The organism is Cupriavidus sp. 05N40, assembly GCF_056397305.1.
The window spans coordinates 1-24958 of sequence record NZ_JBFTND010000103.1 but is presented as its reverse complement, the minus strand read 5'-3'; the positions used below and the strand labels follow the sequence as shown (position 1 = coordinate 24958).

General features: G+C 62.2%; 23 protein-coding genes. 17 read left to right on the top strand and 6 right to left on the bottom strand.

The features are described from left to right. The 3 genes from AC1DO7_RS22995 to AC1DO7_RS22985 form a co-directional block, all read left to right on the top strand. A partial coding sequence (locus tag AC1DO7_RS22995; RefSeq protein ID WP_477116607.1) for a tripartite tricarboxylate transporter substrate-binding protein occupies window positions 1–231 on the top strand: 231 nt, incomplete at its 5' end. Next, window positions 218–1711, top strand: a complete 1494-nt coding sequence (locus AC1DO7_RS22990; RefSeq protein WP_477116606.1) for an MmgE/PrpD family protein — start codon at window positions 218–220, stop codon at window positions 1709–1711. The genes AC1DO7_RS22995 and AC1DO7_RS22990, both read left to right, overlap by 14 nt. 80 nt (window positions 1712–1791) lie before the next feature. Then, on the top strand, window positions 1792–1938 hold the full coding sequence (locus AC1DO7_RS22985; RefSeq protein ID WP_441620721.1) for a GFA family protein: 147 nt from the start codon (window positions 1792–1794) through the stop codon (window positions 1936–1938). A gap of 281 nt (window positions 1939–2219) precedes the next feature. Here AC1DO7_RS22985 and AC1DO7_RS22980 read toward each other — a convergent pair whose 3' ends face one another. The 5 genes from AC1DO7_RS22980 to AC1DO7_RS22960 form a co-directional block, all read right to left on the bottom strand. Further along, the gene (locus AC1DO7_RS22980) at window positions 2220–2570 is read right to left on the bottom strand and encodes a hypothetical protein (protein ID WP_441620719.1); all 351 of its coding nucleotides are present in this window, start codon (window positions 2568–2570) and stop codon (window positions 2220–2222) included. Window positions 2571–2736: 166 nt separating this feature from the next. Next, window positions 2737–2982 (bottom strand): AraC-like ligand-binding domain-containing protein, encoded by a 246-nt coding sequence (locus AC1DO7_RS22975; RefSeq protein ID WP_441620717.1) that lies wholly within the window; start codon window positions 2980–2982, stop codon window positions 2737–2739. Window positions 2983–3522: 540 nt separating this feature from the next. Beyond that, a complete protein-coding gene (locus AC1DO7_RS22970) occupies window positions 3523–3741 on the bottom strand; it encodes a hypothetical protein (RefSeq protein WP_441620715.1) in 219 nt (72 codons plus the stop codon). A 268-nt stretch (window positions 3742–4009) separates the two neighbouring features. Further along, the gene (locus AC1DO7_RS22965; protein ID WP_441620803.1) at window positions 4010–5551 is read right to left on the bottom strand and encodes a tripartite tricarboxylate transporter permease; all 1542 of its coding nucleotides are present in this window, start codon (window positions 5549–5551) and stop codon (window positions 4010–4012) included. Window positions 5552–5556: 5 nt separating this feature from the next. Next, window positions 5557–6039 carry a tripartite tricarboxylate transporter TctB family protein gene (locus tag AC1DO7_RS22960; protein WP_441620713.1) on the bottom strand — a complete coding sequence of 161 codons (483 nt, stop codon included), beginning with the start codon at window positions 6037–6039 and terminating at the stop codon, window positions 5557–5559. Window positions 6040–6581: 542 nt separating this feature from the next. Between AC1DO7_RS22960 and AC1DO7_RS22955 the strand changes: the two genes are divergently transcribed. The 13 genes from AC1DO7_RS22955 (at window position 6582) to AC1DO7_RS22895 (ending at window position 22586) form a co-directional block, all read left to right on the top strand. Continuing rightward, window positions 6582–7187, top strand: coding sequence for a TetR/AcrR family transcriptional regulator (locus tag AC1DO7_RS22955; RefSeq protein ID WP_441620711.1), 606 nt, complete (start codon window positions 6582–6584; stop codon window positions 7185–7187). Window positions 7188–7336: 149 nt separating this feature from the next. After that, entirely contained in the window at window positions 7337–8149 is an 813-nt protein-coding gene (locus AC1DO7_RS22950; RefSeq protein WP_441620709.1) for an oxidoreductase, read from the top strand. Between the two features lie 132 nt (window positions 8150–8281). Further along, a complete protein-coding gene (locus AC1DO7_RS22945; RefSeq protein WP_441620801.1) occupies window positions 8282–8746 on the top strand; it encodes a DUF2147 domain-containing protein in 465 nt (154 codons plus the stop codon). An 8-nt stretch (window positions 8747–8754) separates the two neighbouring features. Further along, window positions 8755–9756, top strand: a complete 1002-nt coding sequence (locus AC1DO7_RS22940) for an NADP-dependent oxidoreductase (protein ID WP_441620707.1) — start codon at window positions 8755–8757, stop codon at window positions 9754–9756. A 248-nt stretch (window positions 9757–10004) separates the two neighbouring features. Next, entirely contained in the window at window positions 10005–10694 is a 690-nt protein-coding gene (locus AC1DO7_RS22935; protein ID WP_441620705.1) for a Crp/Fnr family transcriptional regulator, read from the top strand. A 118-nt stretch (window positions 10695–10812) separates the two neighbouring features. Continuing rightward, a complete protein-coding gene (locus AC1DO7_RS22930; RefSeq protein WP_477116605.1) occupies window positions 10813–11400 on the top strand; it encodes an HD domain-containing protein in 588 nt (195 codons plus the stop codon). 102 nt (window positions 11401–11502) lie between these two features. Then, a complete protein-coding gene (locus tag AC1DO7_RS22925; RefSeq protein WP_441620701.1) occupies window positions 11503–12882 on the top strand; it encodes an MFS transporter in 1380 nt (459 codons plus the stop codon). A gap of 21 nt (window positions 12883–12903) precedes the next feature. Continuing rightward, complete coding sequence (locus tag AC1DO7_RS22920; RefSeq protein WP_441620699.1) at window positions 12904–14040, top strand: alpha/beta hydrolase; 1137 nt, start codon at window positions 12904–12906, stop codon at window positions 14038–14040. Further along, window positions 14003–15721 (top strand): long-chain-fatty-acid--CoA ligase, encoded by a 1719-nt coding sequence (locus tag AC1DO7_RS22915; protein ID WP_441620697.1) that lies wholly within the window; start codon window positions 14003–14005, stop codon window positions 15719–15721. Before AC1DO7_RS22920 ends, AC1DO7_RS22915 begins: the two co-directional genes overlap by 38 nt. A gap of 40 nt (window positions 15722–15761) precedes the next feature. Beyond that, the gene (locus AC1DO7_RS22910) at window positions 15762–16520 is read left to right on the top strand and encodes a class II aldolase/adducin family protein (RefSeq protein WP_201777400.1); all 759 of its coding nucleotides are present in this window, start codon (window positions 15762–15764) and stop codon (window positions 16518–16520) included. Between the two features lie 67 nt (window positions 16521–16587). Continuing rightward, window positions 16588–17310 carry a haloacid dehalogenase type II gene (locus AC1DO7_RS22905; protein ID WP_441620696.1) on the top strand — a complete coding sequence of 241 codons (723 nt, stop codon included), beginning with the start codon at window positions 16588–16590 and terminating at the stop codon, window positions 17308–17310. Window positions 17311–17652: 342 nt separating this feature from the next. Beyond that, window positions 17653–18816 (top strand): porin, encoded by a 1164-nt coding sequence (locus AC1DO7_RS22900; protein WP_441620694.1) that lies wholly within the window; start codon window positions 17653–17655, stop codon window positions 18814–18816. A gap of 332 nt (window positions 18817–19148) precedes the next feature. Continuing rightward, complete coding sequence (locus AC1DO7_RS22895; protein WP_441620692.1) at window positions 19149–22586, top strand: adenylate/guanylate cyclase domain-containing protein; 3438 nt, start codon at window positions 19149–19151, stop codon at window positions 22584–22586. A gap of 42 nt (window positions 22587–22628) precedes the next feature. Here AC1DO7_RS22895 and AC1DO7_RS22890 read toward each other — a convergent pair whose 3' ends face one another. Further along, window positions 22629–23636, bottom strand: a complete 1008-nt coding sequence (locus AC1DO7_RS22890) for a LacI family DNA-binding transcriptional regulator (protein ID WP_441620690.1) — start codon at window positions 23634–23636, stop codon at window positions 22629–22631. A 268-nt stretch (window positions 23637–23904) separates the two neighbouring features. Between AC1DO7_RS22890 and AC1DO7_RS22885 the strand changes: the two genes are divergently transcribed. Beyond that, window positions 23905–24958 (top strand): L-talarate/galactarate dehydratase (locus AC1DO7_RS22885; RefSeq protein WP_477116604.1); only part of this gene is annotated, 1054 nt, incomplete at its 3' end.

Genomic DNA, 24958 nt, shown 5'->3' with positions numbered 1-24958 from the left:
ACCGGAGGCTGGTATGGAGTGGTTGGGCCGGCGGGTATGCCCAAGGATGTGGCACAAACACTCAGCAATGAGATTTCCAAAATCATGAAGATGCCGGATGTCCGCGAGCGGTTTATCGCCGAGGGTGCTGAGCCGGTTGGCTCGAATGGCCCGGAAATGCTGACATTCCTCGGACGCGATACCGAGCGGTGGGGGATGGTGGTGAAAGCGGCACACATTGCGCTGCAATAGCGCAAACCGATCGTTTCAGAAAGTTCTCTGCGTCCTCACCGTCATTCAATTGGTTGCCATGGCTACACCTATCAGCAAGACATCTCAAGAGCCGCCTCCGGGCCACGCGCGTAACCTCATTGAATATCTGCGCGCCTTGGGCGACGAAACGCCGCGCGATGCAATAGATAAAGCACGTTGGTGTCTTCTCGACGCTATTGGTTGTGCTCTGCTTGGCGTGCGGCAACCCTGGGGCAAGATCATGGCAGAGGAAGTCATCGCGGATTCTTCTCGTGGCTCTTCCACTATCCTGGGCTGCGTCGATGAGGTTGCCTCGAGCCAAGCTGCGCTCTGCAATGGTACCGCGATGCATGGATTTGAACTCGATGATCTGCTATCCGCCGCCTTGGTTCACCCCGGTGCAGTCATCGTTCCAGCAGTACYCGCAGCGGGGGAAGCCGTCGATGCGTCTGGTGTGCAGATTCTTCGGGCTATTGTGGCTGGCTACGAGGCAACTGCACGCATCAGCATGGCGCTGGGCACGGAGCCCTCCCAGCGCGGGTTCCACAAGACCAGTGTAGTGGGGCCTGTTGCCGGCGCCCTGGCGGCGGGGGTGGCAATGCGCCTGCCACTCGAACAACTATTGAGCGCAACCGGCCTTGCTTGCTCGTGTGCGTCTGGCGTCAAGAACTTTGCTCTGGGTTCCGCGGGAATGGTAAAGCGGATGCATGCGGGCCGAGCGGCGGAAGCGGGTGTTCGAATGGCGATGCTCGCTCGTCGTGGTTTTACCGCCCCCCCAACGGCGATTGACGGAAAGTTCGGATTGCTGGATGCATTTGGCGGCGGGAGGGCACAGCCGGAGTTATTGGACGCAGGCCTCGGGACTGGATGGGCAATCGACGATGTCTGGGTAAAGGTCTATCCAATTTGTGGGTGGATCCAGGGCGTTGTACAGCTTCTGCTTGCAATGCGGGAGCAAGTCGGTATCGATGTGCGGGAAGTAGAGAAGATTGTCGTCGCGACAAGTGCGTTCGCTGTCCAGAACAACGCCAATGCGGACGTCTGCGATACTATGGATGCCCAGTACAGCATCCCATACTGTGCAGCTTTGGCGCTTACCGGAGATCCGAGCGACCCGATGGCGTTTAGCCCCGACGCCATTCGAGATCCTATGAATTCGAGTGTTGCCAGGCGTGTTGAACTGGTGGTCGATCCAGTCGCGGAACTGGTCTATCCACGACAGTTCGCCTGTCGTGTGGAAGTTCACTTGAAGAATGGAGAGGTGCATCGTGCGGAGACGCGTGACGCACACGGGACACCGGGGGATCCATGCGATGAAGAGGAGAGGATCGCAAAGTTCAATCGCATGGTTCGGCTGTCAGGCCTGCCAATTCCTGCGCAGGAAGTCGTCGATCGTGTGTGCCGACTGGAAACACTGCCTTCGGTGCGGATGCTGACGCGTTTGCTGAGCCCTCAACGAGGAGTAACACGAGAGCTGTAAGGCATGCGAGGACCAGCGCAGGCGCTGGTCCTCGCTGGCCGCTCGATATTCTTCATATTCCAATCTGCTCTGGAGTCGTCATGAAAGTGGAAGGGCAGTGCCACTGTGGGGCCATCCAGTATGAGGCGGAGGTCGAACCTGGCACCATCTCCATATGCAATTGCGCGGACTGTCAGATGCAGTCTGGCTCAGCCTTTCGCGCAAACATTGCGGCCTCTGGGCTATGAGTTGGGTCGACCGGTGAGACAAATATGGACGAAGCGGCGCTTTGAATGGATGCCTGATATCGATGGCGTCGTAGAGTTCGAAGGCCAGCCATAGGTCTCGGTGCCGCGGCCCCTTGACCTCGGCTTCTTCATTCATCCGAGCGATGGCTGATGGTATCGAGCTGCTAGCACCGCTGAGATGATCCATTGGCACAGGTGCAGCCTTTCGAAGCGCGCCCCGTGCCCGCCCGTCGTGCCATCCCGACATTGGAATGCCGCACGCCCGATGGCAATGTCGCTCGTCAGCCGGCCGGACGCCAGTTTTTTGCCTGGAATTCTTCGTAGGCTTCGTCTGCCCAAGTCAGAGCCCGTGCGGCTTCACACATGATTATCGTGAGGCCTGCTCCTGCGAGTACGACGGCTTGGACATGTTCCTTGGAAAGACCGAGGGAGAACAGCCGGATCGCGTGAATCTTGAATTGCACCTCCTTGCCCAGCAAAGCGAACTGCACCGCGATAATCGTCTCGTAAGTAGTCTCGTCTAATGTCTCGGCATTGCCGAGCGCCGCGCGCATCTGCTTGTAGTGCCCGAGCGCCTGCGGGTTGACGGCGGCGATGATTTCACTGGTGCTGTTGACGTCTGTCGTCTTCATATGCGATCCAAAGTTGTATGCGCTTGATCCGCGGTGCAAGCGTTAGTCGGCGTGGCGCCTGAGCCCGAGAGGGTCTTATCGATGTGCCAGGCGCGCGATCTGCGCGGCATCGTGGTCGGCTGTAGGCGGAAACAACGGCTCAAGCGCTAGCGGATTCCGGTATCCGTTATGATTGCTGAGATATCGAATTGCGGCAGCCTTGCAAGGGCCGGCGGTGGAGGAATTTCTCTTCGCACCCCACGGCCTCGTGCACCAGCGTGTGCGGCACCCTGGCGATCATCTGCTGGTTGCCGGGGCTCCATCGCAGCCGAATCCGCTCCTCTGGCGCGAGCACCGCGGTGCGGCCCTCGGCAATCCACAGTCGGTGGCTGTCACATTCGATCTCGGCGCCGGCTCCGAGCGACGTATGCACGAGGGAAAGTCCCCGAACGGGCGAGCGGATATCTCGACTTCGGCGCCATGGCGCAGCGCGTAGATCTTCAGGCGATTGATCTCACCCTTGAACATCGCCGCATCTGGCGCGCCAGGCTTCCAGCCCAGCACATGGTCAGTGAGTTCGCGAGAGACGTGGTCATGCGCCTCCACGCACACATCGGATCGGAGCAGCGGATTGCTATATGGCGCGGAGAGGGCAGGGGGCCGCGGAGAAAGTAGCTATTGCCCGTGTTTCCGGCCTTGCGGTGGTTTCACTGAGCCGCTGCACTGAAACTGCCTGGAAAGGCACAGACTGATCTGCGGGAGGGCTGATTGCCCTTTTCCTTTCCCTGCGCCGGGTACCCGAAAAGCAAAAACCCCACACTTCGGAAAGTGTGGGGTTCGGCAGCAATCTGAAGTCCACATCCGGGCGGGCCACTTCGCCAAGGCATGCGAAGCGGGCTCCTCTTGGTGCCTTTCCCAAGACCTATGGGGCAGGCTGGAGAGGGAAGCGGTCCCCGACCCGGGTTCGCCCCTTTTAGAGGGCGGCGCGGTCAGACGCTATGTAGTACCTGGCACCGTCGGTATAGGTGTCGAATTTGCCGCTTTTCGCGCCGTCAGTGTACACATCGTACTTTCCAGACCGCGCGCCGTCGGTGTAAGTGTCGAATTTGCCACTCTTGGCGAACGCTGGAGCTGCCAGCAGGGCGGCTGCGACTGCGGCGATAGCGATCAGGGCATGGCGATTGGTATTCATGGCTCACCTCTTTCTTAAAGCTGGTGGATGCCATTCTCTTGGTCTGACTTGTTGCATTGCGGCATCCGATGACCGCATATTAGGGGTTTCCCTCATGGAGGTAAACCCCAGCATTCACAACGATTGGTTTCAATACCGACAATAATCTGGCCTGAGCCGGAAAAATTCCGTTGGACTATCCCAGGAGTGGCCCAGGAATCGATGCGCATCCTCGGGAACGGTTGGCGCCACACCTTGCACTGTGCGGCGCCAATGAAGCAGTGGAACATCACTCGCTGACGACCAGCTCGGACTCCGGCACTTCGAGCAACGGCTTCTTTGCAGTGCGGCTGCGCCAGGCCGACCAGGTCACGCCGATCAGCAGAAGCGCCGACGCGACAACGAAGGTGCAGCTGATCGGCCGCTGCAGGAACACGGTCATGTCACCGCGCGAGAGCAGCAGGGAGCGGCGGAAGTTTTCCTCCACCATCGGCCCGAGCACGAAGCCGAGCAGGATCGGCGCCACTGAGAACTCCAGGCACATGAGCAAGGCGCCGATCAGGCCGAAGGCCAGCACTTCCCAGATCTGGAACAGGCTGCTCTGGGTGCTGAACACACCCACCGCGATGAAGAACATGGCTGACGGGAACAGGTAGCGGTACGGCACCTGCAGAAGCTTGACCCAAACGCCGATCATCGGAACGTTCAAGATCATCAGCAGCACGTTGCCGATCCAGAAACTGGCGATCAGGCCCCAGAAAATGTCCGGGTGCTCGCTGATCAGCTGTGGCCCCGGGCTGATGCCCTGGATCATCAGCGCGCCGAGGATCAGCGCCATCACTGCGTCGCCAGGAATTCCCAGGCTCATGGTGGGGATGAAGTCCACCTGCGTCTTGGAGTGCGAGGAGGCCTCAGGTGACGCAACCCCCGCGATCATTCCCGTGCCAAACTTTTCCGGCGTCTTGGAAATCTTGCGCTCCAGCGCATAGGCTACGAAGGTCGTGATCGTCGGCCCCGTTCCGGGCATGGCGCCGAACAATGTTCCTACGCCGGTGCCGCGAACCATCGGCCAGAAGGCCGTCTTGAGTTCGGCCAGGCTTGGGCGCATGTCGCGGATGCGCAGCTTGGTCTTGGCAGTGACAGTGCTCATTCGGTTGACGTTCAGCAGGAAGTCCGCCACACCGAATAAACCCATGGCGATCGCTACCAGCTCCAGCCCGTCGCTCAGCTCGGGAATGCCCATCGCAAAGCGGAAGGCCCCCGTGTTGACGTCGGTGCCTACCACGCCGCAAAGCAGCCCGAACAACGTCATCGCTACCCCCTTCAGCGGTGAGCCACGCGACATCGTCGAGCCGGCCAGCAAGCCCAGCAACATGATCGAGAAGATCTCGGCAGGGCCGAACTTGAACGCAATCGCCGTCAGAACTGGCGACGCGAAGATCATCACGAGAATGCCCACCGATGCGGCGAAGAACGAGCAGATCATGGTGATGCCCAGCGCGGTGCCGCCCTTTCCTGCGCGAGTCATCGGGTAGCCGTCCAGGCAGGTGACTGCGTGCGGCGGGTGGGACGGCAGGTTCAGCAGGATCGCGCCGATCGCGCCGCCATATTGCGAACCGTAGAAGATACCCGCCAGCATCAGGATGGCGGGCACCGGATGCATCGCGTAGGTCAGCGGCAGGAGGATGGAGATCGCGGAGAGCGCGCCCATGCCGGGCAGCACGCCGATCAGGTTTCCGACCAGCACGCCGAAAAACGACCACATCAGGTTGGTGCCCTGAAAGGCGACGCCGAACCCGAACCAGAGATCATGCAAAGCATTGGAAACCATAGCAGTCAAACCCCCCAGCCAAACAGCGGCAATTGCAGCTTCAACGCCCACCAGAACACGCCCGCGGCCACCACGCACATGGCCAGCGCGAGCAGCGCGGCCTGCTTGAGGCTATTGCTGCGGTCACCCAGGGCGGAAATAAAGACAATGGAGAAAGTGGCCGGGATCAGGCCGCCGTACTTGCCGAACAGCAGGAACGCGAGCGCACCCAGCACGATGCACACGGCCCCGCGCAGGTCCGGCGCGCTATGGCTGTGGCCGTGTCCGGCAGGCTGCGCGGCCTGAGGTGAATCGCCGCGGGCGGACATTGCAATCAGCACGCCAACCAGGGCCAGTAGCGCACCCACGGCCACCGGGAAGAAGCCGGGGCCCATGTGGCTCAACGTTCCGGTGTGGTACTGAAGGCCGGCTGCCACCGCGGCCAGGCCTACCAGCGTCATCAACGCGCCCCCGTAATAGTCCTTCCTGAAACGATGCGAGGTGTTCATGCTGCGCCCCTCCTGCCGTTGTGCAGCGTGGGCTGCGATGTGACACTGCCCGCCTCGGGGCAGCGCTCTTTGGCACGTCGTCTGATCATGGATTGGTCTCCTTCGTTCCGTTCTATGAGAACGCCGATGACCATGCGCCCTTCGATCAGGGCGGTGGCGCAACGGGTGAGAGGACTCTAAAGCCGGCTGCTTCCAACCGGCTTTCAGTCGGCTTGCGGCAAGCTTTCTAAATATGTCACGATGTGATGTAATAAATTCAGGGCCACGTAATCTTAGTGAAATCCCTAGGGAGGATCCGTTGCCTGCTGGCGCTTTCTCGCAGCCGCTTCAATGGCCGTCGCGGTGGCCCAAGGGTGGCCTGCTTGAAGCGCCCGGGATGCGTGCCGGTGAGAACCACCGCCCTGACCGCCGCATCGGACTCCACCTTGACAACGCCGCCAGATCTGCATCGTTCACCGCGTCCTAAGGCCAGTAGAGGGAGCGCTGACTAGGCAGTTGTTGTCTGCGGGAAAATCTCAGTACAAATATCGCGCAAATTTGGTATGATGTACGTCATGCGAAATATGAAGATCAACGCTAGAAGCGTCGCCAAGGAAGCGTCGCACGAGCGCATTGTGGCCGCGGCTGCCCGAGCGATCCGGCGCAGTGGTTATGACGGCGCTGTCGTCGCCGACGTCATGAAGGACGCYGGGCTGACGCATGGAGCGTTCTATGCTCATTTCCCCTCGCGCGAAGCCATGCTGGCAGAAGCCGCGGATCGAGCGTGTGCGGAGTCCGCGGCCGCCGCGGAAGGCGTTGTGGCTAATGCGGCTCCCAAGACGGCCTTGGAATCGATGCTTCGAGCCTATCTGTCCAAGGAACACCTCGAACTCGTCGAGATGGGATGCCCCTTGGCCGCGCTAGGCTCGGAAACGCCTCGACAGGCGCCCGAAGTTCGCCGCGCGACGACTCGCCACATCAAGGCGATGACAGACCTGGTCGCCCGCCAATCTCCTGACTGGGGACAGCCCGGTGCTCACGAACAAGCACTCGTGACCATCGCCACCATGGTTGGCGCCTTGGTGCTGGCTCGTGCAGTCGACGAGCCAGCGCTGTCCGATCGCTTGCTCGAAGCTGCGCTGGAGCGCCTGGTCCCCCCTGGTATCTAAACCTGGGTTAATGCAATCATCTCGCTCGCCCATTGATATGATGCGCATCATGCGAAATGGCGGCGACGCTCGTTTTGAGCGTCGCGCCGAATCGCTCTCAACGCGCATCCCGGACGATCCCGAATTCCACACTCTGACGGAGGAACTACATGAACATGCGCGGCAAGATTGCCCTCGTTACCGGGGCCTCCTCAGGCATCGGCCAAGCCACCGCGGAGCGGCTCGCGAAGGCGGGCTACAAGGTGTACGGGACCAGTAGACGCGCAGGCACAACCGGTCAGCGATCGTTCGAGTTGCTGTCTCTCGACGTAGCGAGGGACGAATCCGTCGATGCTGCTGTCCAAAAGGTGATGCAACTGGAAAGCCGTATTGATCTTCTCGTCAACAACGCCGGCTTCGGGGTCGCTCCGGCGGGTGCGGAGGAGAGCTCGATCGAGCAGGCCCAGTCGATCTTCGATACGAACTTCTTTGGGATAGTCCGGATGACCCGGGCCGTCGTGCCACATATGCGCCGGCAAGGGGATGGTCGCATCATCAACATTGGCTCCGTGCTCGGCTTCCTGCCGATGCCTTACATGGCGCTATATTCCGCCACCAAGCACGCGGTGGCTGGCTATTCGGAAGCGCTCGACCATGAACTGCGCACGTTGGGGATCCGCGTTTCGGTGGTCGAGCCGGCCTACATCAACACCCCTTTTGATGCCAACCTGATGGAACCCGATGCCCCTCTCGATGTGTATCGAGAGATTCGCGCGGGCGTGGAGAGGCGGGTGAAGGAAGTTCTCGTCAGCGCGGACGGGCCAGAAGTGGTGGCCGACGTCGTGCTGAAGGCGGCCATGGCGACGCATCCAAAAATTCACTACGCCCCGGGCCTCGCCAGGCGCATGCGCATGCTGCGCAGGTTTGCGCCGGCCAGCGTGCTGGATGCGGGGGTTCGCAAAGACCTGCGGCTTGAAGCATAGGCGGTTACCCGCTTCGCGCGCTTTTCCGTGTTGCACATACCCAGTCATCCAATCTGTGAGAAAGGAATGTCCATGTCATCATGCATCGCCAGGCGGCCACCCGCCGGCCAGGCAACGTTAACCGTTGAAGCCATGGCAGCGCTTCGTTTGAAACAAGCGGCCGGCGTCGCTCTGATCCTTGCGGCAGCGCTGGCGGCACCGCCGGTGCGGGCCGGCGATGCTTCTCCCGCTGGCCTGTGGAAGAACGTTGACGACATCAGCGGCAATCCGCGCGCGCTGATCCGCATCACTGAATCGAATGGAACGCTTCAGGGCAAGATAGAGAAAGTGTTTCCTGCCCCGAGCGAAGACCCGAATCCGAAGTGCGACAAATGCGAGGGTGCAAACAAGAATGCGTCGGTCATCGGCCTGGTCATCTTGAGTGGCCTGAAGACGGAAGGCGAAGAGTATGTCGGCGGCCAGATTCTTGATCCCGACAACGGCAAGGTCTATCGCAGCAAGGTCCGCCTGGCCGACGACGGCAAGACGCTCAGCGTGCGCGGCTACATTGGCGTGCCAATGCTGGGCCGCTCGCAGACTTGGGGGCGTCAAGAATGAGAGCGACCATGAAAGCGTTTCTTCTCGATCGGTACGGGAAAAAGCGCGCGTTGCGTTCCGCGGAGGTACCGAGCCCGATGCTGGGTGAGGATGAGATCCTGGTCCAGGTCCATGCGGCAGGTGTGAATTTGCTGGATTCCAAGATCAGGGACGGCGAGTTCAAGCTGATCCTCCCCTATCGCTTGCCTCTTGTCCTGGGCCACGACGTGGCCGGCGTCGTAGTCAAGGTCGGTTCTCGCGTCCGGCAGTTCAAGCCGGGCGACGAAGTCTATTCCCGGCCTGATGATTTCCGCATCGGCGCCTTCGCCGAGTACATCGCGGTCAAGGAAGCGTCTTTGGCTATCAAGCCCAAGGCACTGAGTATGGAAGAAGCCGCATCGATCCCTCTGGTGGGGCTGACGGCATGGCAAGCGTTGATCGAGAAGGCCAATCTGAAGAAAGGACAGAAGGTATTCATCCAGGCGGGTTCCGGTGGCGTAGGCACATTTGCGATCCAGTTGGCCAAGCATGTTGGCGCCACTGTAGCCACCACCACGAGCAGCGCCAACACCGACCTGGTAAGAGGCCTCGGGGCAGACGTCGTCATCGATTACAAGAAAGACGATTTCGAGCAGATTCTTCAGGACTACGATGTGGTTCTGCACAGTCAAGATGCAACGGCGCTGGATAAATCTTTGCGCGTCCTTAAGCCTGGCGGAACGCTCATCTCGATCTCTGGCCCTCCCGATCCCGTATTCGCAAAAGAAATCGGAGCGCCGTGGTTCGTGAACTTGGTTGTTCGTCTTCTGAGTTCGGGAGTCCGGAAGCGGGCAGCACGTCGCGAACTGAGGTACTCGTTCCTCTTCATGAGGGCCAGCGGGCGCCAGTTGCGCGAGATCACCTCGCTCATTGACGCCGGCGCGATACGCCCGGTAGTGGATCGGGTCTTTTCCTTCGACGAGACCAACGAGGCCATGGCCTATGTCGAGAAGGGGCGAGCTAGGGGAAAGGTCGTCGTCCAGGTCAGATAGGCGCGATCACCCATCGGTTCTTTTTCGACCCTGCTCGACTGCATGGATGACCAGCCGGGGGCGCAGAAGCCGCATGCCGCCAGCGCATGCTCAAGAACTGATGCGACCCCACATTGTTCAGTGCCAGCAAAGCGACCAGACATGCCCTGCCTCCAGCTTGATGTAAATGGAAGCTATGCCCTCGCAGTACGGAAGGAGGCGATGCGAAGACCGGGTGGCTCGCCCCCCCGGTAACAGAGCATCCTCAAATGTCGACGCCATACAAAGAGCTGCAAGGCATTTTTGGCGACCCGTGGTTCGAATCGCTTGAACCGGCGTCGCAAAAGGTGTTGCTAACGCAAGGGCGCCCGTTTCGTGTCAGAAGCGGCGAGTTCGTTGTGCGCAAGGGGGATCCGGCGAACGGACTCTTCGGCGTCGTGAGCGGCGCTCTCGCTGCATCCTCGGTCCTTGAAGACGGGCGGCAGATGATTTTCGGCTTGCTCGAGCCGGGGGATTGGTGCGGCGAGGCATCGTCGCTCGACGGATTGCCCCGCACGCATGACATCCATGCCGTGCGCAACGCCGAAGTGCTGCACATCGCGCCACCACTGTTCGAGCAATTGATGCTGAATGCCCGGTTCGCACGGGCGATTGCGGTCCTGCAGACGGCGCGCACCCGAACCATGTTCAGTTTCTTCGAGGATGCGGCGCTGCGTAGCACGCGCGCTCGCGTCGTGCGGCGATTGCTCAGGCTGGCGCGCGGCGACGCTCCGGCCTTGCCCCGCTCCAGGCGGGTGATTCCCATCACGCAGGAGACCCTTGCGATGATGCTGGGCCTCACCCGCCAGACCTTGTCCCTGGAGCTCAAGGCCCTGGCCGCGACGGGTGCACTGTCGCTGTCGTACGGCCGCATCGTCATCGAGTCGGAGCAGACGCTGAGCGCGCTCAGCGAGGCCTGATCACGGCGCTACGAGCGACTGATCCTAGGACTTACCCGTGGAATGTCAGCTGCCTTGCATTCGCATGCGCACGCCCATCCGTACCATGTGCAATCCCTCATCGCACTGGCTGACTCCCATGACTGAACGCRCAACATTTCGTAGCTTCCAAGAAAGTACGGCCCAAGATTGGAAGGCAATCGCGGGTGAGTTTCAATCATTCTCCCAAGGGCTAGCCGACCGAGTCCTTCATCACCTGAGTCTGCTTCGGGGCGACTTTGGCGGCTTTCCTATCGACCGGCTTGACCACTCCTTGCAAACTGCAACCCTGGCCTTGCGCGATGGCCGCGATGAAGCGTACGTGTGCTGCGCGTTGCTGCATGACATCGGCGACACCCTGGGAACCTTCAACCACCCGGACATTGCCGCAGCGGTGCTGAAGCCGTTCGTGAGCGAAGCCGATCACTGGATGGTTCAGAACCACGGGATCTTCCAGGGACACTACTTCTTCCATCATCTGGGCATGGACCGCGACATGCGCGAGCAGTTCGCCGGGCATCCGTACTACGACCGCACGGCGGAGTTCTGCGAGCTGTACGACAGCCTGGCCTTCGATCCGAAGGCCGAGACGTTGCCGCTGTCGGAGTTCGAGCCGATGGTGCGTCGCCTGTTCAAGCATCCCGTCAACAGCATCTACAAGAAAACGGCTGCGATGGCCGGGACCTGACGGGGCCGTGCGGGCTGGTCCCGCTCGGCCCTAGGCATCCCACGGCACGGCCCTGATGACCGGTACGGCCCTTAAATATAAGAAAAATGTTGGAGACCCACGATGAACCGAACGGCAAAACCCGCCCTGGCAAGTCCTATGGACCATGCGTATGAACTACGCAGGGAGACGATGTACCGGAAGATCACGTGGCGGCTGGTTCCGCTACTTTTCCTGGCCTACGTCATCTCGTATATCGACCGGATCAACGTCGGCTATGCCAAGCTGCAGATGAGCTCGGACCTGTACCTGACCGATTCCATCTACGGGCTCGGCGCGGGCATCTTCTTCGTCGGGTATGCGTTGTTTGAGGTGCCCAGCAATATCTTCTTGATGAGGATCGGTGCGCGCCTGACGATCATGCGCATTATGGTGTGCTGGGGCCTGGTCTCCGCGGCGACGATGTTTGTCACCACGCCCTTGCAGTTTTACATTGCACGCTTCCTGCTGGGGGCGTTCGAGGCTGGTTTCTTCCCGGGCATTGTGCTCTACCTGACGTTCTGGTTCCCGGCAGCGCGCCGCGCGCGCATCATCGCCTTGCTCATGAGCGCGACCGTGGTAGGCGGCCTCTTTGCTGGCCCGCTGTCAGGCTGGATCCTGCAGAACCTCGACGGATGGCACGGTCTTCGCGGCTGGCAATGGATGTTCCTTCTGGAGGGCTTGCCCTCCGCCTTTCTGGGTTTCGTTGTCTACGTCTGCCTGTCCAACTCGCCTGAAGAGGCCAAGTGGCTGTCGGAGGACGAGAAGCGAATGATCTGCGTCGAACTGCCCAGGGAAGCTGCCCCTCACGCCTCGACGCCGGCGCTGGAGGCCGCGGGTGCCGCACTGCGCGACCCCAAGGTCTACCTGCTGTCTTTCCTGTACTTCGCGGCCGTTTGCGGCGGCACCACCCTGAGTTTCTGGATGCCCACGATGATCCAGAGCTTGGGTGCAAAGAGCATGCAGATCATTGGACTGATCTCCGCCGTGCCTTATGCATTCGCGGCCCTGACCATGATCCTGTACGGCCGCCACTCGGACAAGCGAGCCGAGCGTCGCTGGCACTACGCCGTGGCGGTTGCCATCGGTGGGGTGGGGCTGGCGCTCACAAGCTGGACCGGTGCCTACATGTGGCTGTCGGTAGCGTTGATCGCGATCGCGATTGCGGGCTCGGTGTGGGCGCTACCGGTCTTCTGGGCGGTCGCGACCGCCCAGCTGTCCCGACAATCGACTGCTGCAGGCATCGCGATCATCACCAGCTTGGGCAACCTGGCCGGACTTGCGTGCCCGTACGTGCTAGGGGTGATCAAGCAATCCACCGGCAGCCTGACCGGCGGCCTGTTCCTGATCGCCGGCGTCATGCTGGCCGGCGCCTTCGTGATGATCGGCAGCGGGTCGATTCGCCCCCGCGCTGATCATCGATCGCTCCCGGTCGGGAAGATGCCGGATGCCTCCGCGCGCTGAACAATGACCCAGGAACCATCCATGATGACCTTGCCGCTCGAGCCCGGCGTGCGCGCTTGCTATTCCGACAACGGCAATGGCCTTCGCATGCATTGGCTGGAGGCAGGCGACCCGCGTCCCGAGACGCCGATGATCGTGCTGCTGCATGGCTTCCCCGAGCTGGCGTTCAGCTGGCGGCACCAACTGAATGCGTTGGCGCAAGCGGGATTTTACGTGGTCGCGCCCGACCAGCGCGGCTATGGCCGCACGACGGGCTGGATCGCCGAAGCCGACACGGACCTCTGCACATTCCGAATGGACAACCTGGTGCGAGACGTACTGGGCCTTGTCCAGGCGCTTGGAAGGACGTCGGTCCATGCTGTGGTGGGGCATGACTTCGGCGCGCACGTGGCGGCCTGGTGCGCGCTGATCCGCCCCGACGTCTTCCGTTCACTGGCAATGTTGGCCACGCCTTTCACCGGGCCGCCGCCGTTCCGGCTCGGCGCACCTGATGCCCTGGACCTTCGTGCCAGGCAACTGGCGGAAGCCCTCGCGGGCCTGTCGGCCCTCCAGCCCCCGCGCAAGCACTATCAACTCTATTACTCGGGCCCGGACGCCAATGCCGAGATGCACGCCGGCCGCCAGGGCTTGCATGAATTCCTGCGGGGCTACTACTACCTGAAGAGTGCGCAGGGCACCGACAAGCGGCCCGAGCCCTTGCCCGACCTGACCGCGCAATCCTTGGCCCGGCTGCCCACCTACTACGTGATGGACGCCGACCTGGGGATGTCGGAAACCGTCGCCCGCAGCCTTGCACAACGCGAGATGCGGCCAAGCCGGTGGCTGTCGGAAGAAGCGCTTTGCGTGTATAGCCAGGAATTTGGCCGCACGGGTTTCCAGGGCGGCCTGCTGTGGTACCGGGCCGCCACCAGCCGCGAGCTTCAGCAGGGGCTGCAGCTCTATGCCGGATTGACCATCGACGTGCCCAGCTGCTTCATCGCCGGCGAGCAGGACTGGGGTGTCCACATGCTGCCGGGCGCGCTCGACGCTATGCACTGCGATGCCTGTCCCCGCTTGGTCTCGTCCCGGCTTATCGCCGATGCCGGCCATTGGGTGCAACAAGAAAAACCCGAGGCGGTGAATGCTGCGCTTCTCGATTTTTTCAATAGGGGCTGTTGATATGCAATCTGCAACCGCGGAACCGAATACCACATCTGACGCCTTTGGTCCGAACTCGTTGCTGATCAAGCAACTGCTGGAAGCGGGGCTGACCCGCAACCCTTCACAGGAGGTTGTGTACGGCGACGCCGTGCGCTTCGATTACGCCGAACTGAGCCAACGCATCGGGCGCTTGGCGGCCGGCCTGGCGTCGCTGGGTGCGCGGCCCGGCAACACCATCGCCGTCATGGACTGGGACACGCATCGCTACCTGGAGTGCTTCTTCGCCATCCCGATGGCGGGCATGGTCCTGCATACGGTCAACGTCCGGCTGTCGGCCGAGCAATTGCTCTACACCATCAACCACGCACAGGACGACTTCATCCTCGTCAATGCGGAGTTTCTGCCGATGCTCGAGGAGATCTGGGATCGCGTGGACCCGGGAAAGCAGTTGGTCCTGATGACAGACGAGGCCCATCCGGGTGCGATCCGCCTTCCCATCGCCGCCGAATACGAGGCACTGCTCGCTCGCTCGAACGCGGTGACAAATTGGCCTGATCTGGACGAGTCGACGCGTGCCACGACCTTCTACACAACCGGCACCACCGGCTTGCCCAAGGCGGTCTGCTTCAGCCAACGGCAACTCGTGCTGCATACCCTGGCTAGCCGCTGCGCGTTGGCTGGGCCGGGCACCGGTCGATTCAACCCTGACGACGTCTACATGCCGGTGACGCCCATGTTCCACGTTCACGCCTGGGGCATGCCCTACGTCGCCACGATGATGGGCGTCAAGCAGGTGTACCCCGGGCGATACGTTCCGGACCGTCTGCTCACCTTGTTCGAGCGCGAGAAGGTCACCTTCTCCCACTGCGTGCCGACGATCCTGCAGATGATGCTGGACGCGGCAGTGGGGAGAGGCCAGCGCCTCGACGGCTGGACGGTCGTCATCGGCGGGGCGGCGCTCGCGCAATCCCTGGCCAAAGCCGCAATGGCACGCGGAGTCGACGTCTTTGCCGGCTACGGCATGTCGGAGACCGGGCCCATCCTGACGTTGGCACAACCCCGTTCGGCACGGTCCGAGGCACCCACTGACCAGGAGATCGAAGCCCGCTGCCATGCAGGCTGGGCCATCCCATTCGTCCAGTTGCGCGTCGTCGACGAAGCGATGAACGACCAGCCGCGGGACGGCCGCTCGCCTGGTGAACTCGTGGCGCGATCGCCTTGGCTCACGCAGTCCTACCTCGGTGATGCACAAGCGAGCCAGGCGCTGTGGGGCGGTGGCTGGCTGCACACCGGCGACATCGCCGTGATGAATGCAGATGGCTGCGTCCGGATCGTGGACCGATTGAAGGATGTGATCAAGACCGGCGGCGAATGGGTCTCGTCGTTGCAGCTTGAGGACATTCTCCTCAAGCATCCACGGATCCAGGAAGCCGCCGTCATCGGTATTCCCGACCCCCGCTGGAGCGAGCGTCCCGCCGCAGTGATCGTGCCAAAGCCTGGGACGGCCCTTGATGCTGACGCCGTGCGCGCCTACGTCAAGCAGTTCGCGGACGCGGGCGCGATCTCGAAGTTCGCGATCCCGCAAGAGGTGATGTTCGCCGACAGCCTGCCCAAGACCAGCGTGGGCAAGCTGGACAAGAAGCTGATGCGGTCGCGCCGCGCGCAGCAGTCGCAGGCGCAGACCTCGGGCACCGTGTAGGCCAGACATCAGCGCAGCACCCCTTCATTCAAAGGAGTCAATCGTGTATATCCCATCTCTCAAAGAAGTCGTCAGCGCCGAAGAATGGCAGCTGCGTTGCGACCTGGCTGCCTGCTACCGCCTGGTGGCGCTGCACGGCTGGACCGACCTGGTGTTCACGCACATCAGTGCGCGCCTGCCGGGTGACGGCCATGACTTTCTGATCAACCCCTACGGCCTGCTGTTCGACGAGATCACGGCGTCATCGCTCCTACGCGTCGACGCATCGGGCAACCAGCTCACCGAGTCGCCGTTCACGGTGAACCGCGCCGGCTTCGTCATCCACAGCGCCATCCATGCCGCACGGCCGGACGTGCAGTGTGTGTTGCACACGCATACGCGTGCCGGTGTCGGCGTCAGCGCGCAGCAGGCAGGGCTGCTGCCCATCTCGCAGCAATCGATGGTGATCCAGGGCTCGCTGGCGTACCACGACTATGAAGGCATTGCGCTGCGTGACGCGGAGAAGCCGCGATTGCAATCGGACTTGGGCAAGGCCAACTACCTGATGCTGCGCAATCATGGCCTACTCACGGTAGGTGCGACGATCGCCGACGCGTTCCTGGCGATGTACATCTTCGAAAGCGCCTGCCAGATTCAGATCGCGGCACAGGCAGGCGGGCCGTTGACCATGGTCGATGAGTCCATCCAGGCGACCGCGCAGGCCGATGCGCGCGCGCAGACCGGCGGCATTGGCGGCCGTTTCGTGTGGCCGGCCCTGTTGCGCAAGCTCGAGCGCACCAACCCCGGGTACGACGCGTGATTGATTCGCTGGTTGCGCGAGCGGCCCTGTGCCTTCTCCTGCAAGCGTGTGGCTTGAAAAAAACAAGATGATGGAACACATGAACCCTCAATTGGCTGTCGGCACCAAAGTGCTTGCCTTCGATGTATTCGGAACAGTCGTCGATTGGTACACGAGCATCATGCAAGAGCTCGGCGCGATGAACCTCGACGTGGACCGCAACAAGTTCACGCTGGCCTGGAGAGCAGGCTACATGCCTGCTATTCGGAAGGTCATGTCCGGCGAACTTGGCTGGACTTCGATTGACGACCTGCACAGGATGGTCCTGGATGAACTCCTGGAAACGTTTCGGGTGCTGCACTTGACGGAGGCGGAGAAGCGCAACCTGAACAAGGCCTGGCATCGATTGGAGGCGTGGCCGGATACCGTGGAAGGCCTTACCCGATTGAAGTCGCGATACACGATCTGCACCATGTCGAACGGCAATATCGGATTGCTGGCCAATATGTCCAAGAGCGCATCGCTACCATGGGACTGCATTCTTTCGGCAGAGGTCTTTCGCAAGTACAAGCCCGACCCGGCGACTTACTTGGGAGTCGCTCAGGTGTTCGATATCGATCCAGGCGAAGTCATGATGGTGGCGGCTCATCAGGATGACTTGGCACATGCGCGCGCATGCGGACTGCAAACCGCTTACATCGAGAGGCCGCTGGAATACGGTCCTTTCCAGCGGAAGGACGTCTCTCCCAATGCGGACAACACGCTTCACGCCAGGAATCTGGTGGAACTTGCCGTTGCGCTGGACTGTTGATCGAAGGCCTGGGAACAATTCGGGCAGCACCGCGACGACCCGCTTTCTGGCATTGATCGCCAAGACGGGTGTGGATTTGCGCGTCCCCCCCAATCCTCTTTCCTCGCGCACTCGCGTTGGCTGGTGCGTCCGGTCGTTCAATCCCTGGTGCTGGCAAGCCACGCTAGCGGAACAAGTGGGTACGGTCGAGAAAGAGCATCGCACTTGTCCGCTCGGGTATGCGGGTGGTACGCGCTAGCTTGGCTAGTCATCGACACATTGCACGCTGGTTCAGTGATTCCAATCAGAGAAAGAATCTGGTTCCATCAGTAGTAACAAGAAGAGAAAAGGAGAGAGACACCAATGACCCTCAGGAACATCGCTCTTGCAGCACTGCTGGCTTGTCCGCCGGCTGCATTCGCGCAGTTGTCCGTCACGCTCTATGGCGTCGCGGACGTCAACGTCGAGTACGCCAATCACGTTGCCGCATTGCCCACGGCAAGCAACGGCTTCAATTCCGGTTCGGGGGCCAACGTTGTCCGCATGGATTCCGGTGGTTTATCAGGTTCGCGCTGGGGCCTGCGCGGTACGGAGGACCTTGGCCAGGGACTTCGCGCGCTTTTCGTGCTGGAGAGCGGCTTCGGTCTCGATACCGGCACCCTGCAACAAGGCGGCCGACTGTTCGGGCGGCAGGCATTTATTGGCGTGCAAGATGTGCGCTTCGGTCAGATCACCCTTGGCCGCCAGTACACCTCGGTGTTTGACGCACTCGCCAACTTCGTGCCAGGAGCCTACTCGACCCAGTATGAGCCCACTGTGTTGCAGCAGGGCGCCAACTACCGCGAGGACAACACCGTCAAGTACACCGGCAAGCTCGGTCCTATAACTGCCCTCGCTCACTGGTCGTTCGGTGCCGGGGTGGCACTGCCGGCCGCGGTGGGTGCGGCGGTGCCAATTGGCGGCAACGGTGAAGTCCCGGGCCAGTTCCGGCGTGACACCGCGTATGGCGCCGCGCTGGTCTATGGAGCGGGCCCGTTCGGCTTGACTGCTGGCTACGATCAGTGGAATCCGACCATCGGCACTGGCAGCGGTACCGCTAAGAAGGCTGCGGTCGCCGCAAGCTACAACTATGGGCCGGCGAAGGTGATGGGCGGCTATCGCTGGGGTCAGACCAAGAATGCGACCGACGTCCTGATCCAGCGTGATGACTACTACTGGATCGGCGGCACCTATCGAGTGACGCCGGCGGTTGGCCTGACGCTCGAGTACAGCTACGATGATCTCAAGAGCCTGTTCGGCAACACGAACGTGGCCAACCCGTGGCAGATCGCCTTGATTTCGACCTACTCGTTCTCCAAGCGCACCGATGTTTATCTGAGCACGGCATACGCGAAGCACGCCGGTCTGATGATGGAATCACTGGCGACGACTTTCGCCACCAGCCTCTCCGTGGGCAACAGCTATGCGCTGGGAAATGGCCAGACCTCAATGGTGGGTGTCGCCCTGGGCGTTCGCCATCAGTTCTGAGTGCGCTTGGGACACCGGCAGGAGTAGGTGGTAGGTGGCAGTCATCAGCACGTTGACGCTTCGCGCAGCGGCTCGACGGGCGTCCTCTAGCAAGGCGATGCATGTCGCCATGCACGCAATGATGCCTTGATAAAGCGCTCCTTCGCGCACTCCTGTCCGCCAACGCCACTCCGGGCTTGCAGATCGGACCCAACCCAGCCTGATCGGAAAGCGCGGGTGGCCACCGCAGACTTGGTACGGGGCAGTCACCGACTGCCGCAGCGCCGCCTTGCCAACCGCCGCGAATGCGCATGTAATGGCTGCGTGGCGGGCACAGGCAGTCGGGAGGCGAGATGCGCTGCACGAATTGCCAATTCGAGAACCCCTCGGGAGCCAGGTTCTGCGAGGAGTGTGGGCAAAAGCTTGCGCAGATCTGCCCGCAATGCGGCCACGCATCCAGCCCCGCCGCGAAATTTTGCGGCGCGTGCGGCGCGCTGCTGGCGGACACGGCGGCAGCCTCCCCGCGCGTGTCGCCACCGGTGTCACCTTTGCCGGCACCGATTCACTACACACCGCCCCATCTGGCCGAACGGATTCGCGCGGAGCAGGCCGCCATGGAGGCAAAAGGCGGGCACGCCGGTGGCGAGCGCAAGACGATCACCGCCCTGTTCGCGGACATGGCCGGCTCGACGGCATTGATCCAGGACCTGGACCCCGAGGAAGCCCGCAGCCTGATCGATCCGGTCGTGGCGCTGATGATGGAAGCTGTGCATCACTATGAGGGGTACGTGGCCAAATGCCTCGGTGATGGGATCCTGGCCCTGTTTGGCGCGCCAATCGCCCACGAGGACCATGCGCTGCGCGCACTGTTTGCGGCACTCCGCATGCAGCAGGCCATGCGCTGCCATAGCGACAAGGTGCGGCTGGAACAGGGTGTCCCGCTACAGATCCGGGTTGGCGTCCATACCGGCGAAGTGGTGGTGCGCTCGATCCGCAAGGATGACTTGCACACGGACTACGATCCGGTCGGCCACACGATGCATATCGCCGCCCGGATGGAAGGCGTCGCGACCCCGTCATCGATCCTCGTTAGTGAATCGACCCACAAACTGGCCGAGGGGTATTTCGAGTTCAAGGCCTTGGGGCGCACACAGATCAAGGGCCTGCGCGAGCCGCTGGCGGTGTATGAGGTGCTGGGCCTGGGCGCCTTGCGCACGCGCCTGCAGGTGGGGGCGCAACGTGGCCTGGCCCGGTTTGTCGGTCGCGAGGCCGAACTGAAGCGCCTGGGCGAGGCGCTCGAACGGGCCCGGGCGGCGCAAGGGCAAATCGTCGGGGTGGTGGGCGAGGCGGGCGTGGGCAAGTCGCGSCTGTTCCATGAGTTCAAGGCACGCGCGCAGCAAGGCTGCATGGTGCTCGAGACCTTCTCGGTGTCGCATGGCAGGGCGTTTCCCTACTTGCCACTGATCGACCTGCTGCGCAACTATTTCCAGATCACGGCGCAGGATGACGAACGCCGATATCGCGAGAAGGCCACCGGCAAACTCCTGATTCTTGATCGCGCACTGGAGGATCAGCTGCCTTACTTGCTCTACCTGCTGAGTATCGTTGAACCGGGTTCGGCATTGCCGACGATGGATCCGGCCATCCGGCGCCAGCGCACCTTCGAGGCGATCGCGCGTTTGCTGGTGCGCGAGAGTCAGAACCAGCCGCTCATGGTCCTGTTCGAAGATCTGCAATGGCTCGATAGTGAGACGGAAGCCTTTCTAAATGTGCTCATCGCCGAGGTACCGCGTGCCAAGGTACTTCTGCTGGTCAACTACCGTCCCGAGTACCGGCATGACTGGGGTCAACACACCTGCTACACCCAGTTTCATCTGGAACCGCTGGACCGGGCGGAGGCGCAGGGCTTGCTCACTGCGCTGCTGGGCGCGGACCCGTCCCTTGCGCCATTGAAGCAACTGATCCTGTCAAAGACCGAGGGCAACCCGTTCTTCATGGAGGAAGTTGTCCATACCCTGGCCGAGGAGAACGCGCTGCTCGGCCCGGCTGGAAACTACAGGATCGAGAAGGCGCCGTTGGCACTCCATATTCCGACGACCGTGCAAGGGGTGCTGGCGGCGCGTATCGACCGGCTGCCGCTGCCACAGAAGGAACTGCTGCAGACGCTGGCGGTCATTGGCGCGGAGTTCTCTTCCAGCCTGGTGCGGCATGTCACCGGGCAGCCGGAAGCATTGCTCCACCCGCTGTTGGCTGACCTGCAGACGGGGGAATTCATTTATGAACGTCCCGCCTTTCCCGAGGTCGAGTACGTATTCAAGCATGCGCTGACTCAGGAGGTGGCGAGCAACTCCCTGCTCTCGGAACAGCGCAGCCTCCTGCATGAGCGCACGGCCCAAGCCATCGAGGCGCTGTTTCCCGACCGGCTGAAGGAGTACTGGAGCGATCTGGCGCACCACTACAGCCAAAGCGGCAATGTTCCGAAGGCGGTCGACTATCTGCAGCTGGCCGGAAAGCAGGCACTCCAGCGTTCCGCACAACTCGAAGCAATCCGCCATCTCGGTACAGCCCTCGATCTGCTAAAAAGCCTGGCCGACAACCCGGAGCGCCAGCGCCAGGAACTGTCTCTGCTGCTGGCCCTTGGCCCGGCATGGACAGTAGCGCGAGGCGCCGGGGCGCCAGAGGTGGAGGCGACCTACACACGGGCCCTCGCCCTGAGCGAGCAAGGCGGGGAAACGCCGGAATACTTTTCTGCACAGCTTGGTCTGTGGTCCTTCTATCTTTTGCGCTCTCAACTCAAGACGGCGCACACACTGGCCGAGCGGCTACTCAGCCTCGCGCAGCACACGCGAGACCCGGAGCAGCTTGCAGAAGCGCACCGCGTGCTCGGGGCGACCGCCTTCCGCCTTGGCGAGATCAGTCAGGCGCGTACTCATACGGAGCAGGCCATGGCACTGCTCCGTCCAGACCACCAGTCATACGGGCATTTGCTGCGCGATGCGCGCAACCCCGCCGTGCATCTGCGTTGCACCCTGAGCTGGATCCTCTGGTACTTAGGCCTGCCCGGCCAGGCCCGGGCCCGCAGCGAAGAGGCTCTGGCAATCGCCCGAAAAACCTCCGACCCATTCGGCCTTGCCCTCAGCCTGATCTTCGCGGCTGAACTGTATCAGCGCCTTGGCGAACCGGAACAGGTGTTGGAGTACGCGAATGCCGCGCTCGAGCTTTCGAGCGAGCAGGGGTTTCCATTCTATCTGGCCAGGGCAACGATCCTGCGCGGCTGGGCGCTCGCCTGGCAAGGCAGCCACGAGGAAGGCATCGCACTGATACACCATGGACTTGATGCGCACGAAGCCACCGGCGCGGCACTGGGACGGCCCTCCATGCTGGGATTGCTCGCCGACGCATATGGGAGGGCAGGGCAACCCGAAGTGGCGCTTCGCGTATTGGCTGAGTCGCGGACGCTGGTGAGCAACACGGATGAGCGCTTCGATGAAGCAACGCTGATTCGCCGCCAGGGAGAGTTGATATTGCAGTCGCCTGTCGAGAATACGAGGTCGTCTGTCATGGCCGAAGAGGCAGAGGCGCATTTCCAGAAGGCAATCGCGCTCGCGCGTCGCCAGGGAGCCAAGTCAATCGAGTTGCAATGCGTACTGAGCCTTGCCCGGCTGTGGAAGCGCCAGGGCAAGGGCGATGCGGCGAATCAACTATTGATCGACATCCAGGCGACTTTCGCCGAGGGGGCAGATACCGCGGATTCGCGCCAGGCAAGAGAACTGCTGGAAGGGCTGTCGTAGGAATCCTTGGCGAAGATTTGTTGCCGCCCCCAAGGTCTCCAGTCAATCACGGCCCAATGTAGAGCCCCGTTCAACGATCCGGAATCCGACATCGACGACCCGCTCGGCAACCGCTTCCCCCCGGCACTCGTCCAGCAACATGCGGGCAGCCAGCTTGCCAATGTGGGCCCCGTCGACCTGCACGGTGGTCAGCGACGGCACCATGTGCGCCGCGAAGTCGGCATCGCCAAATCCGCACACCGCGAGGTCCTGCGGAATGCGCAGGCCGCGTGCCAAGGCCTCCGTAATGACGCCTTGCGCTAGCTGGTCGGAGCTGCAATAAATCGCTTCAATGCCGGGATCTCTGCCCAGCAGTTCGGACAATGCCTGCCGGCCCAGCGCCAAGCTGCTTGGCGCCGGCACCACGGCGGTCGGCACGTCATGCCCGACCGTCGACAGGAAACCTTCGCGGCGCACGGCCGCGCGCTGGTCGTCGCCGGTCGCGATACCCAGTCTGTGCCATCCCTTGCCGAGGAAAAAGCCGGCGATCGCGCTGCCGACCTTGAGATGGGAGAACCCGACGGCCATGTCGACGGGGCGGTCGGTCAGGTCCCAGGTTTCAACGACAGGGATGCCGGCGCGCCGCAACCGGTCGCGCGACACCTGCGAGTGGATCAAGCCTGTGACGATTATGCCGTCCGGGCGGCGGCTGATCATGGTGCCGAGCAGCGCCTCTTCACGGGCATGGTCATAGCCAGTCTGGCCCAGGATCAGCTGGTAGCCGGCCGCGTCCAGCGCGTCGGTCAGCGCCTTGATGGTCGGCAGGAACTGCGCCACCGCGATGTTCGGCACCAGTGCGGCCACCGTCAGGCTGCGGCGCGACTTCAGGCTGCCCGCCAGCAGGTTGGGGATGTAGCCGGTGGCTTCGACCGCCTGCTGCACGCGCGCAATGGTCTTCTCGGACACGACGCCCGGATTGCTGAGGGCCCGCGACGCGGTGATCAGGGAGACCCCGGCCTCACGCGCCACGTCATGCAGCGTCACGGATTTTGGGGTGTTGGAGTCGCTCATGCCAATTCAGACCTAGGGAAAATCGCTATGCCAAGTCACGAAGTCACCGGTTGATCCCGGGGAATGACAACGTTATCATACGCCCATTCCGCTCCGCAACGGTTCCATGCGGGTCAGAAAATTGATTGGAGTAGGGCGCCATATTCCTCTATAGGGACAGAGCGCCGCATTATACCCAGTCGTTCTCGCCCAAGAATGATAACGTTGTCATGTGCGGCAAGAAGGCCAACCGGCCGGACATCGAACCCATCCCATACCCGACGCACACATGACCCTTTCCAACCGACCCGACACCATCACCGGAATCCGGCTCTCTTCCTGCTATCTGCCGCTGGCGACCCCCATCAGTGACGCCAAGGTACTGACGGGCCGGCAGAAGCCGATGACCGAGGTGGCCATTCTGTTCGCCGAAATCCGGACCGCCAACGGCCATGAGGGCCTGGGCTTCAGCTATGCCAAGCGCGCGGGCGGTCCCGGCCAGTTTGCGCACGCCAGCGAAATCGCGCCGGCGCTGATCGGCGAAGACCCGAGCGATATCGCCCGGCTGTGGGACAAGCTGTGCTGGGCTGGCGCGTCGGTCGGCCGCAGCGGATTGTCGACGCAGGCAATTGGCGCCTTCGACGTGGCGCTGTGGGACCTGAAGGCCAAGCGGGCCGGGCTGTCACTGGCCAAGCTGCTTGGCGCGCACCGCGATTCCGTACGCTGCTACAACACCTCGGGCGGCTTCCTGCACACGCCGCTGGACCAGTTGCTCGTCAATGCTGCGGCCTCGGCCGCGCGCGGCATCGGCGGCATCAAGCTGAAGGTGGGCCAGCCGGATGGCGCACTCGACATCAAGCGCGTGGCTGCTGTGCGGGAACACCTGGGGGACGCCGTGCCGGTCATGGTCGATGCCAACCAGCAATGGGACCGCCCGACGGCGCAGCGGATGTGCCGCACGTTCGAGTCGTTCAACCTGGTATGGATCGAAGAGCCGCTCGACGCTTACGACCATGAAGGCCATGCGGCGCTAGCGGCGCAGTTTGACACCCCGATCGCGACCGGTGAAATGCTGACCAGTGCCGCCGAGCACTGGGACCTGATCCGCCACCGTGCCGCCGACTATCTGATGCCCGATGCACCGCGCGTAGGGGGCATCACGCCGTTCCTCAAGGTGGCAGCGCTGGCGGAGCATGCGGGACTGATGATCGCACCGCATTTTGCGATGGAACTGCATGTACACCTGGCCGCCGCGTACCCGCGCGAGCCGTGGGTCGAGCATTTCGACTGGCTGGAGCCGCTGTTCAACGAGCGCCTGGATATCCGCGATGGCCGCATCACTG

What these genes read in the sequence shown, in the direction of transcription:
- AC1DO7_RS22985 (WP_441620721.1), top strand. Translation starts at nt 1,792, where the DNA reads ATGAAAGTGGAAGGGCAGTGCCACTGTGGGGCCATCCAGTATGAGGCG.
- AC1DO7_RS22980 (WP_441620719.1), bottom strand. Translation starts at nt 2,570, where the DNA reads ATGAAGACGACAGACGTCAACAGCACCAGTGAAATCATCGCCGCCGTC.
- AC1DO7_RS22970 (WP_441620715.1), bottom strand. Translation starts at nt 3,741, where the DNA reads ATGAATACCAATCGCCATGCCCTGATCGCTATCGCCGCAGTCGCAGCC.
- AC1DO7_RS22965 (WP_441620803.1), bottom strand. Translation starts at nt 5,551, where the DNA reads ATGGTTTCCAATGCTTTGCATGATCTCTGGTTCGGGTTCGGCGTCGCC.
- AC1DO7_RS22960 (WP_441620713.1), bottom strand. Translation starts at nt 6,039, where the DNA reads ATGAACACCTCGCATCGTTTCAGGAAGGACTATTACGGGGGCGCGTTG.
- AC1DO7_RS22950 (WP_441620709.1), top strand. Translation starts at nt 7,337, where the DNA reads ATGAACATGCGCGGCAAGATTGCCCTCGTTACCGGGGCCTCCTCAGGC.
- AC1DO7_RS22945 (WP_441620801.1), top strand. Translation starts at nt 8,282, where the DNA reads ATGGCAGCGCTTCGTTTGAAACAAGCGGCCGGCGTCGCTCTGATCCTT.
- AC1DO7_RS22940 (WP_441620707.1), top strand. Translation starts at nt 8,755, where the DNA reads ATGAAAGCGTTTCTTCTCGATCGGTACGGGAAAAAGCGCGCGTTGCGT.
- AC1DO7_RS22935 (WP_441620705.1), top strand. Translation starts at nt 10,005, where the DNA reads ATGTCGACGCCATACAAAGAGCTGCAAGGCATTTTTGGCGACCCGTGG.
- AC1DO7_RS22925 (WP_441620701.1), top strand. Translation starts at nt 11,503, where the DNA reads ATGAACCGAACGGCAAAACCCGCCCTGGCAAGTCCTATGGACCATGCG.
- AC1DO7_RS22920 (WP_441620699.1), top strand. Translation starts at nt 12,904, where the DNA reads ATGATGACCTTGCCGCTCGAGCCCGGCGTGCGCGCTTGCTATTCCGAC.
- AC1DO7_RS22915 (WP_441620697.1), top strand. Translation starts at nt 14,003, where the DNA reads ATGCTGCGCTTCTCGATTTTTTCAATAGGGGCTGTTGATATGCAATCT.
- AC1DO7_RS22905 (WP_441620696.1), top strand. Translation starts at nt 16,588, where the DNA reads ATGATGGAACACATGAACCCTCAATTGGCTGTCGGCACCAAAGTGCTT.
- AC1DO7_RS22900 (WP_441620694.1), top strand. Translation starts at nt 17,653, where the DNA reads ATGACCCTCAGGAACATCGCTCTTGCAGCACTGCTGGCTTGTCCGCCG.
- AC1DO7_RS22890 (WP_441620690.1), bottom strand. Translation starts at nt 23,636, where the DNA reads ATGAGCGACTCCAACACCCCAAAATCCGTGACGCTGCATGACGTGGCG.